General features: G+C 57.8%; 5 protein-coding genes. All 5 read right to left on the bottom strand.

The features are described 5' to 3' along the window. Window positions 1-7 precede the first annotated feature (7 nt). Entirely contained in the window at window positions 8-955 is a 948-nt protein-coding gene (locus ABD920_RS13700; protein WP_345159788.1) for a PorP/SprF family type IX secretion system membrane protein, read from the bottom strand. A 25-nt stretch (window positions 956-980) separates the two neighbouring features. Beyond that, window positions 981-5,123: an ice-binding family protein gene (locus tag ABD920_RS13705; protein ID WP_345159790.1), complete on the bottom strand. Its 4,143-nt coding sequence runs from the start codon at window positions 5,121-5,123 to the stop codon at window positions 981-983. Window positions 5,124-5,646: 523 nt separating this feature from the next. Next, the gene (locus ABD920_RS13710; RefSeq protein WP_345159791.1) at window positions 5,647-6,606 is read right to left on the bottom strand and encodes a PorP/SprF family type IX secretion system membrane protein; all 960 of its coding nucleotides are present in this window, start codon (window positions 6,604-6,606) and stop codon (window positions 5,647-5,649) included. A 3-nt stretch (window positions 6,607-6,609) separates the two neighbouring features. Continuing rightward, window positions 6,610-10,347: an Ig-like domain-containing protein gene (locus ABD920_RS13715; RefSeq protein ID WP_345159793.1), complete on the bottom strand. Its 3,738-nt coding sequence runs from the start codon at window positions 10,345-10,347 to the stop codon at window positions 6,610-6,612. 666 nt (window positions 10,348-11,013) lie between these two features. Further along, window positions 11,014-11,322: a hypothetical protein gene (locus ABD920_RS13720; protein WP_345159794.1), complete on the bottom strand. Its 309-nt coding sequence runs from the start codon at window positions 11,320-11,322 to the stop codon at window positions 11,014-11,016. Window positions 11,323-11,438 lie beyond the last annotated feature (116 nt).

The following is an 11,438-nucleotide window of genomic DNA, read 5'->3' on the forward strand; positions in this document are numbered from 1 at the left end:
GTACATATTATAGGTTTCGGGGCGTCAGGATGCGGCCGTATTTCTTTTGCAGGAACGTGTAGCCGAGGGATACTTCGTGGCTCCCGTAATTCTTCAGCTCCGTCAGGCTGATGTCGTAGGAATAGCCTACCCGGAACTTCGGCGTGACATATAGTTGCGTCATCACCGCCAGCGCATTCCGCTTGTCCAGGCGCTTCATCTCCTGCTTCGTGAACATGGGCACCGCCGTACGGTAAGAGGCGCCTACCCAAATGCGGTTCTGCAGCAGCAGAAAGGTGTTCAGGTCAACGCTGGTGGGGCTTCGGAAATCCTCCTTGATCAGGATGCTGGGCTTGAGGCGCACATGGCGGCTCAGGTCGAACAGGTAGCCAGTGGACAGGAAGTAATGGCGGCGCGGGGTGGATATCTCTGTTTCACTGTCTTTGAAGGGGATCAGGCTGGCCGCCGAAAGCCCGGCATAGTAGCGCTCGGTGTTAAAGAACACGCCCAGTTTCAAGTCCGGCAATACCTGCGACACGCGTGTCTGCGGCACTGCCATGTCAGGCACCTCGCTGCCCGGCGTCAGCCGGGTGCCGTCCAGGGTGTACTGCGACGCCCCCGCCGCCAGCCCCAGCGACAGCGTGGAGTAATGGTCCAGGCTGATGCGGGTGGCTGCGTTGAGGTACGCCCCGGTCTGGCGCTGCACCCCGATCTCGTCGTTCAGCAGATGCAGCCCCCAGCCGAGGTGTTTGTTGTAGCTGGGCCCGTCTATGCTAATGGTCTGGGTTGTCGGAGCCCCGTCAAAGCCGGTCCACTGGTTGCGGTAAGTGGCGTTGATGTTGAGTATCTGCTTGCTGCCCGCGTAAGCCGGGTTTATCACCAGCTCGTTGAATATATACTGGCTGTACTGCGGTGCCTGCTGCGCAAACGCCGCCGGGGCCGCTGCCAGCCCCAGCAGCACGAGTAACATTTTCATTATCTTCCCGTTCCTGGCCATCTCTTTATCGTACTATCGTCACAAATCCTTTGAAAACTTTCTCGCCGCCGTCGCACATCTTCACGCTGGCTATATAAAAGTATGTGCCCTCACTCAGGTTATCGCCGTCCCAGCCGCCGGTATATGCCTTGGCTTTATATACCTCATTGCCCCAGCGGTTCAGCACCGTCAGTTGGTTCTGCGGGTAGTTCTGCAGGTTGCGGATCACCCAGGTGTCGTTGTTCCCGTCGTTGTTGGGGGAGAAAACGTTCGGGAAAGACAGCTCGGACTTCGCCAGTTCGCTGTTCGGCGTCACGCTGATCGGGTCGCTGTCGCAGGCGCCGTTGCTCACTGACAAGGTAATCGCGCCTGCGCCTTCGCCGGGCGTCACGGTAATCTTGTTGGTGCCGCCGCCGGAGGTGACCGTCCAGCCTGTGGGCACCACCCAGTTATATGCCACGGCACCGGCTATCGCCTCCACTTCGTATACCAGCCCTGCGCAAGGCGTGCTGCTGTCGATGATGAGCGTTGGTGTCAGCACTGGCACCACACCGACTTGCAGCGATGCGCTCTGGCTGCTTCCGCACCCGCTGGAGGCTGCCACCGCCACGTTACCGCCACTGTTGCCGGCAATAACGGTGATCTCCCCTGTGCCCTGTCCGGAGGTGATCTCCCAGCCCGCCGGCACGCTCCAGGTGTAGGAGGCGGAGGCGCTGGCAGCGGCGACTTTATATATAACCGCCCGGCCTGTGCAGGCGCTCGCCGGCCCCTCGACAGCACCCGGCGCGGCAGGCAGGCCCTCAGAGGGCACTACTCCCAACTCGGTGGTAGTGCTGCCGCCGCAGCTGTTGCGGGCAGTCACCCTCACTTCGCCCGCCGTGCGTGTCGCTTTAACTTCGATAGAGGCTGTGCCCTGCCCGGAAAGGATGGCCCAACCGGCTGGCACCTCCCATATATAGGCATCGACTCCGCCAGTGCCCGCTACGGTATAGATGGTTGCGACGCCTACACAGGGGTTTGTCGGACCGGAGGTGATGAGCGGGGCAACCGGTAAAACCTGAGGGGCTACCTGAATTGCCTTTGTGCTGCCCGCTCCGCAGGCATTGGCTGCTGTAACTTTGATGTTGCCCGGGGTGGTGCCGGCCGTTACTTTGATGCTGGTAGTGCCCTGCCCGGAGGTAATCACCCAGCCAGCGGGAACCTCCCAGGTATAGGAGGCCGCGTTAGCCAAGGCAGCAATACTGTAGCCGAGGTTGGCTGTGCCCTGGCAGAAGCCACTTTGTGGCGCCGTAATGGCGCCAATGGCTGCCGGCACACCGGTAGTAGACACCACCGCCAGGATGGCGCTTTTACTGCCGCTCCCGCATCCGTTGGCGGTCGCCACGGTAATGTTGCCTGCCAACTTGCCCGCCTTTACCTCTATGGCCGTTGTGCCCTGGCCTTTCAGGATAGACCACCCGGCCGGCACTGTCCAGCTATAGGAAGCGGCACCGCCTACTGCCGAGATGCTATATACCTGTAGGCTAGCCTCGCAGACTGCGGAAGGGCCGGTAATAGCCCCCGGCGCAACGGGCGGCAGCGCAGAGACAGTCACCTCTTTGCTCACCTTCAGTTCACCGCATCCGTTTGTGGCCGTCACACGCACCGTCCCGCTGGCGCTGCCTGCCTTCACCGTCAGTTGCGCGGTACCCTGCCCGGAAGTAATCGTCCAGCCGTCGGGCACCTCCCACACAAATGTGCCGATGTTTACAGCGTTAAGCGCCTTTATGGTGATGGTAGCGCCCACGCAGACGCTGCTGTTCTCCTCTGATAGTTGGATGTTGATAGGAGCGGAAGCCACCGGGGTAACGGGTAAAGACGTCGCCGGGCTTGTGCCACAGGCGCTCACCGCTTTCACTGTAATGCTGCCACTGCCCTTGCCCACCGTCACCTGTATGCTTGTGCTGCCCTGCCCGGATATGATGCCCCACCCTGCTGGCACCGTCCATATATAGGACGATGCGCCGCCCACAGCAGCAATACTGTAGGCTCCGGTGCTGCCAACGCAGCCGAACTGCCCCCCCGTAATGGCTTCCGGCACTGCCGGCGCGTTGGGGGAAGCCTGCACAGCCAAGGTGCTCCTGTTACTGGCACCGCAGTCGTTGACTGCGGCCACAGATACTGTTCCGCCACTGCTGCCAGCATTCACTGTAATCTGGTTTGTGCCGGCTCCGGCTGTAATTACCCAACCGGACGGTAAGCGCCAGTCGTAGCTTAGCGCCGTTGCCACAGGGTCAACGGCATATAAGAGCCCTTTTTCCAGGGTGCATGCCATCGCCGTGCCGGTGATGGGGCCAAGCGCCATCGGGGCGGCCGTCACGGGTTGCACCGGCAGTGTAACCAGAGGGCCGGTGCCGCAGGTATTCTCTACCTGCACTGACACATTGCCGGCGGCGGTGCCTACCCTTACCGTTATTTGCCGCGAGCCCTGGCCCGCCGTGATCGTCCAGCCTGCCGGCACGCCCCACTTGTACCCGTTTGCCCCGGCCCCGGCCACGGCGTCTACCGCATAGGTCGCTGTAGACCCGGCACAGCCCTGCGGCGTGCCACGGATGGCCGCCGGGGCGGGCGGCACATTCTCATACACGGCGACCTGCAGCGCCTGCAGGTCGCCGGTGCCGCAGGAGTTGGCTGGCTGCACCGTTACCTGCCCCCCGGCTCCTGTTGCGTTCACTTCTATTTCTGTGGTGCCCTGCCCCCGCAGGATAGCCCAACCGGCCGGCACGGCCCAGGTATAGCTGGTGGCCTTGTCCACTGGGGCTATGCTGTAGGTGATGCCTTGTTTGCCGCCGCATAAATCGGCGGGCCCGCTGATGGGCCCTGGTTTTGCGGGAGGCCCATCCTGCGACACCACCTCGAACGCCCGGGCCGGCCCTTCGCCACAGGTGTTGCTGGCTGTTACTTTAATCAGCCCCGCGTTTGTCCCCGCCTTCACCCGGATGCTGGTTGGCCCCAGCAGGGTATAGCTCCACCCCGAGGGCACGCTCCACGTATAGCGGGTGGCACCCTCCACCGGGGCAATGCTGTATATATAATTTTCATTCACGCACACCTCTCCCGGCCCCGTAATCTCCCCGGTCTCCGACAGGAGCACGCAGAAGCTGAGATCAGCGGTGTTGTTGCTTCTTATCTCGTCAATCCCGTAGCCATATATGAGCGCCCTGAGGTAGCCGGAGCCGGCCTTGTTTATTCTGGCTGTGATCGTGAGGGTGGCTTCTTCTTTGTAATCGAAAGCCCCTACCGCCCAGGTGCTGCCGTTGAAGGGTGCATTTGCGATGGAGGAAGTATAGCTCAGCAGTTCTCCCGTATATTGGATATCAGCCACCGCAACCCCGTTTTCGTTTACCGGGCCATTGTTCCTGATGGAGATCGTGTAGGTGATCGTCTCCCCGAAGGCGTAGGTGTTCACACCCCTGGACCCTGGCGTTTTGCTGAGCTTTACCTCTAAATCAGCCGGAATGTTCAGCACGCTGTTCGTCAGCCTGATCTCGCCTTCCGTGGCAACTAAACGCCCTTGCAGCTGCGCACCGTCGCTTAGGGTAATGTTTCCCCCGGAGAAGATGTTCCCCAGGGCCGAGGCGCCTTTGTTCACCGTCACGTCGCCCTCCACCACCCAGAAGAGGTTAACGCCGCTTGCCCCGTTCAGCATTTCATACTCTGCGCGCTGGATGTTGAGCTTGCCGCTTACTTTGATGATAACAAGCGGGTTGATACCACCCTGCCCGTTGAATGTAAGCTTGCCGTTGATGATGGCGTCTCCGCTGATGTGGTAAACGCCCGGCACGATCACTTCCCCTGCGAGATTCCCGCTGTTTAGCGTAGCTGTTGCAGGGTAGCTGCCCAAAAGCGCCTGGACAGAACGCGCCTCCACAATAGCCTGCTTCGCATAGGCGTCCTGGGCATGCTTCTCTCTCCGGATCTCTCCGGGCGGAAAGCCTTCTACCGGACCATCTGAGGCGCCCACGCTAGCGTTCACGATGGTACCGCCCTCGTTTTTCACCTTAAGCGAAGCAAGCGCATTGAATTCGTACACAGCACCCAGCGAAGGGGCACTCTGGGCAAAAGCAACAAGAGACACCATGCAAAAGCCAACTACCAGGAGTATGACTTTTTCTGAAAAGCTGCTCATTAAATAATCTTATAGACGTTCTGTATATATAAATTCTCCTTCTCCAGACACACCGCTGCGCCCAGGTATGTATATTGTATAATATCAATCGCTTACGTGCTTTCGATAGCATTCATTCCAGATGGTTCCTCAGACCCCAAGCTCCTCACATCCGCATATATGCTTCTGTGAACCTCTGGGCAGATGTCCTTCTCTATATGAGTTGCAATATAATCAATTGAAGGGCAATGCAATATATACTAAAAAGTTTCACTTTTTTAGTATCGTAATATTGATGCAATAATAGCGATAAATAAATATACTTGCTTTATATTATTTTATATTATGTAAATAAACACAATTTAAGGAGCTGTTAAAATTGAATTATTTTAATATTTACCAATGCTAAAGAAAGGAAAAATATTTTTTTGACGGGAAGTGGTACAGTGCAGAAAAAAAGACAACAAAAAAGCCGCAGCGGCCCCCTGCTATACAGGAGCCGCTGCGGCTTTGGTAAATTAGAAAGTTTATATGCGGGTAGCTGTTACCACACCCATTGCGGGCAGATGATGCGGTTATTGTTCATTAACTTAAAACCGACTACCACCTCGTGTGTACCGGCGCTTACCCTGTTCAGGTCGGAGGTAGTGGCGTCGTAGGAATACGAAATATCAAGCAGCGGGCTCACATAAACCCCAACCATTCCAACCAGCGCATCCTGATGGCGGTAAGAGGCGCCCACCCAGAAGCGCTCGTCGTACAGCACGCGCACGCTGGCGTCAATTGAGGCCGGGCTCGGGTCGGCCAGCTTCAGCATCACGGACGGAATCACATCAAGCGTTTCCGTTGGCTCGAAGCGGTAACTGCCCGTCACGAAATAATGTCGCTGCAGCCCCAGGGCCGGGCTCCTGCTCTCCGCCGATTGGAAGCTCCCCACATCTTCCAGAAGCTGCGCCCCCGCAACGCCCACGGAAAAATTGCGGGAGTACAGCCAAAGCCCCAGGTTCAGGTCGAAGAGGTTGTTGTTGATGTTGCCGCCACCAATGAGCGGGTCGTTCGGGTTCGTAAACTCCAGCTCTGCCGAGTTCACGGAGTTGCGGATGAGGCCAGCCGAGGCGCCCGCCGAGACATTGAGCGACGTGGTGAGCGGCAGGTGATAGGCGTAAGAAAAACTGATCCCGGACCTGCGGAGCGGGCCTGTCTTGTCGGTGTGGAAAGAGGCGCCGATGCCGTGGTGGGCCAGGGCGCGGTGGTACTTGTTACCCGAGGCCGGCTTGTTGAGCGGCGTGTGCGCCGTTACATAGGAGGTAACAGGCGCGCCGTCCAGGCCGATCCATTGCCGCCTGTGGCTCACCCGCACATCGGCGTAATCCTCGATGCCGGTAATGGCCGGGTTCAGCAGGAAATTGTTCAGCATATACTGGCTGTACTGCGGGCGCTGCTGCGCGATTGCCTGCATACCCAGTGCGGTAAATAGGAATATCAGTAGAAGCGGCTTCTTCATAAATCAGCGGATAATGGTCACGTTACCGGAAATTGGCTTTTCGGTGCTGTTGAGGTAAATGATGTAATAGTACGTGGCTACTGGCAGCACCTCCCCGTTGTAGGTACCGTCCCATGGCGTGCCGTATCCAGCCGAAGAGCTAAAGATTTTATTTCCCCACCGGTTGAAAACCTCCACCCGCATATCCGGGTAATTCTCGCGGTTCTCGATCTCCCATGTCTCGTTCACCTGGTCGCGGTTCGGGGTGAAGGCGTTGGGCACAATGATGGAGGGGATCACCGTTACCGTCACCTCGTCTGTCGCTGTACAGCCCTCCGCTGTGGTTATGGTTACAGTATAGGTGGTGGTCTCCTGGGGAGAAGCAACCGGCCGGGGCAGGGTCGGGTTGTTGAGCCCCTCTGCCGGCTCCCACAGGTACGTCACCCCACCCGTAGCCTCCAGTTCCGTTGTCCGGCCCTGGATGATCGTTACATCCTCCCCGGCATCAGCCACAGGCTCCACGATGGTCACGGTCGCCTCAGTGCGGGCAGCACTGACGCAGGTGTTCGAATTAACCGCCTGCACATAGTAAGTAGTGCTCTGGGTCAGGTTGGGTGTTGCAAAGGACGGTCCTACAAAAACGGGCGAACCGCCGTCCGGGGCAGTATACCACTCGATAGTATTGCCGTCAGCGTTGGCCACTTCCAGGGTAGCAGAGCCGTTGGGGCAGGCAGTGGCGTTCTGCACCGTCAGCACCGGGTTGGCCGGCAGCGGCGTAACCGTGATCTGCACAGATTCAGACACCCTCGAGCAACCTTCAGAGCTCACTCTGCGCCTGAACCAGGTATTTTGCGTGAGCGTGGGCGAAGTGTAATTAATCCCGTCGTTACCGTCAGCCCCCTCAGGCGCCGGGTTGAAGCCCACATCCGGGCCACTGGTGCTGCTTTCCCAAAGATAGGTATAGGTGCCGGTGCCGCCGGTCGGGGTGCTGCCCCGGAAGGAAACAGTCGTCTGGCCGGCGCATACGGCAGGCTGCTCCGCGGAAATGCTGTTGTTCAGGATGCCTTCGTTCACCTTAATGGTCACCACGTCGCTTGTGTTGGGCGTACAGTCCCCTGCCGATACCACGCGTCGGTAATAAGTGGTTTGGGTGATGTTGCCGGGCGTGTAGCTCTGGCCTGTGTTTGTGCCTGCTGCCGGGGCAAAGCCGCTGGCCGGGCCTGTCGTGCTGCTTTCCCAGAGGTACGTGTACCGGCCGTTGCCGCCTGTCGGGGCAGAACCCGTGATAGCCTGGGGTGAGGTGCCGGTGCAGACCTCCTGGTCTTCGCTGATGGTGTTATCGGCGATGGCCGGGAAGACCGTGATCTTGATCGGCTCGGAGTAAGCCGTGCAGCCGCCCGCCGTCACCGCGCGCCGGACCCAGGTTTCGGATTGCCCTAACGCCCCTGCCGGAATATCGTAGTTCTCGCCGTTATTGGTGCCCGGTGCGCTTACGAAGCCTTCCGTCGCGCTTTGCGTGCTGATCTCCCACAGATAGGTGTAGGGCCCTCCGCCACCGCCTGTTGGCCGCGAGCCGACCAATGGAGCCGGTGTGTCGCCCTCGCAGATTTCCTGTGCCGGGCCGATGGTGTTGGCGCTTGCCGGCACTGGTTCCACAGCAATTATAGCCACGACGTTGCTGGTGTCGGCGGTGCAACTGCCGGAGAATACCAGGCGCCTGAACCACGTGTTGCCCGTGATAGGGGCGGTAGGGGTATAACTGATGTTGTTGTTCACGCCAGGTGCCGCCGCGAATCCCTCGCCCGGGCCTGTGGTGCTCAGCTCCCAGGTATAGCTGTAGGGCACGCTCGTATCGCCGCCCGACGGTGTGCTGCCTGTTAGCGCTGCCGGCGTTGCACCCGTGCAGAGGCTCCGTATTTCGTCTCCCTCAATGGTGTTGTTGGTAACGCCCGGCACCACGTCAATCGCTACAGGTGCTTTGGGCCCGATGCATATCACGCCATTGGCCGTATCCACCGCGGCCACATAGTACGTGATATCAGCTGTGAGCGACGGCGTCGTGAATGTTTCGCCGGTAGCGATCGGGATGGCGGCCGGCAGGTCAGAATCAAACCAGGCATATATAGGCCCCGGGCCAGATGGCGAGAGCAGCACCGTGTCGCCGGCACATACTGCGCCCGGTGCCTGTATCGTGGGCCTTGCCGGTTGCTGCAGAATCACCACCTCCTGTGTGGGCGCGGGCTGCCCTTGATAGATGGCATTGGAGCTGCCGCACTCGTTCACCGCCTCCACCGACACCGTATAGGTGCCGGGCCTGGTAAAGGCGTACTCAAAATCGAAAGTGTCGGAGTTGAAGGTGCGTGTGACGCTGGTCGGGCCGGTGATAGTGATGGTAACAGTCACGTTCTCGCCCAGGTTCTTGTCTACGAACAGGCCGCCGCCCCCTGAGCCTCCGCCGCCCGGAATGCCACCGCCTCCGCCGCCAGGCCCGCTGCTGCTGTAGTCAATCGTCATAGGCCCGCAGCTGGTTACACTGGATGGTATCTGCACCTGCGGCCATCCTATCACCACGCTCTGCGAGGTGGTGTCGGTGCCGCAGCCGTTGCTCACAATCTGCTCAATGTTATAAACGCCTGACTCCGTAAACTGTAATACCGGTGCAGCTGATGTCGAGTCACCGGACTCAAAAAACCACCCCTGCTCCGGCTGCACAGACCATATATAGGAAAGCCCACCCCCTGTGGAACTATCAGCCAGCGTTACAGTAACAGGCACACAGGGCGGCATCTGGTCTTCTTCCACCCGCTCCTTTTTGTCTATGGTGAAATTTGCCTTCGGCTCCTGGCTTAGCTTAAACTCTTCTGTGAAGATTGCCTCGCAGCCATTTTTGTTCACGGCACGGATGGTTATAGGGTAGTTCATCACCGAATCATATGCCGTGGGGTTTTTGAGCGGAAACTGGTTCGCCAGGTATTCTTTCTCACCTTCTCCGTCTCCCCAGTCTACATAATAGCGGGCGATGTCACCGAGATATGGTGCCTGCGTGGCGTTGGTGATGGTGGCAAAAATGGCTGTGTCGCCGGGCGCCACGGTGTCGGGCAGGCACACCTGGAAGTCGTTTTCCTCGGTGAAGGACACCACTGGCACCTGCCTGACATTAATTGTCTGTGTGATGGTGTCGGAGGAGCAGCCCTGCCGGTTCACGCCATATACCTGCACATTGAAAGGGACGGTACCTGTTCCGGTGGTGTCGTAGGTTTGCGTGACTGGCACAGCCCCCGTGCTGGAGACCGTGTTGCCGTTCCCAAAGTCCCAGACGTAGATCACATCCTCGGTCGGGTTCACGACATTGAAAGCAACCTCGGTGCCGGAGCAGATCGCGCCTGTGGGAGAGATATTAAAGGTAGGCCTTGGCGGCCGAGGATCAACCGTAACAGAAAACTCCCCGGACGTAGGGGTGCCCTGGCAGCTGGCTCCCGTTGCCTCTACAGTATATATACCTCCTATATTCGATTGGTAGGTGGCAGCCGTGGCGCCGTTAATTGCTGCCCCGTCCCGGTACCACTGGTAACCGGTAGGCGTAAAGTTAGCGCCCGGCACGGCGTTCAGGGTGATGCTCTCGCCCTCGCATATATTGGAAGCCTGCTGTGACACGATAGATACAGTACACGTAACAGGAGCCTGGCCGAAGGCCTGGCCCACAAACAGAAAGCACAGCAGCAGCCAGCAGATGTAAAAGTGCTTTTGTATAAGAAAATGCATTCGGTTTTTGTTAAGGGTGAACTATAGGCTTCGCGTCTTCGTGAGTATTACGATATTAATATATTTTAAGGTTCACAAAGCAGCATTCTTCGTTCCGGCTATGAACCTGTGGAGTGGGAGCCATGGCAAAAGGAGTTATACCAGCCGCCACAGAACAGGGCTTGGCAATCAGGGGCATTTCCACCTTATACCTCTATTGCCAAAACCTCGAAAAGGTTACAAAGCAACTTCATATTTTATCATGACCAAATAGGTAACGTACTGAAGCCTTGCAAATTGCATGATTACACCCTCTGAAAAAAGAATTTACGCTTCCAGAAAAGCGGCTTCATATGCCTGCTGTTATACAGACTGGGGTTTTAAAGCAGTTCTTATTTGTACTGCTCCCAATGCCCACAGGCCCCGAAAAGCCGCCGGATAAGAGACAATTCAGATAAAGATTAGTTTAGAACCGGGAAGGATAATTTGCGGCGGGTAGGGGCGTAAACGCCCCGGCAGCGGGCGGTGCGCCCCACAGCCATGGCATACCGGCCGCCAACAGAAAAACGGATACCAGGGGGTGCCCATCTACCTGGCTGTGCGACTAAGAGATGAATTAATTAGGTTGGGGAGAGGAAACCCTTGTCAGGTGTGGATACATGGACGGACAGGCCTGTTTTTACAGCGTTAGCTGCTCTTGTTTAGCCAGGCAACGGCAGCGGCCTTATCGGAGAAGTTCTGGAAGGCGATGCTGAACGCGGCATCCTCTTTCGCTTTGCTTACGTTGGTTTCCCGCAGCGTGTCCTGGGTGCCGACGCGGGCGAGTTTCTGCAGGCGGGTGCCCATCAGGTCGCGGGCAAATTTTACCAGCACCTCTCTGTGCTCCTTGTCTGAGGTGTCAATCACGGCTTTGCTCGAATCAATCACGAGCCTCTTCACATCATAGTGCTTTACCGTATCCACAATAATATTGAACGCCTCCTTCACATCAGCCATGATCAGTGGATGGAAATCAGGACAGTCAACGTCCAGAATATCAGTAGCGGGATTATAGTTTAGCCTTATTAAACTGTTGTCGTACAGCACCATTCTTCTTACTTCCTAAAGCACAC

Source organism: Pontibacter saemangeumensis (assembly GCF_039541895.1).
Taxonomy (GTDB): Bacteria; Bacteroidota; Bacteroidia; order Cytophagales; family Hymenobacteraceae; genus Pontibacter; species Pontibacter saemangeumensis.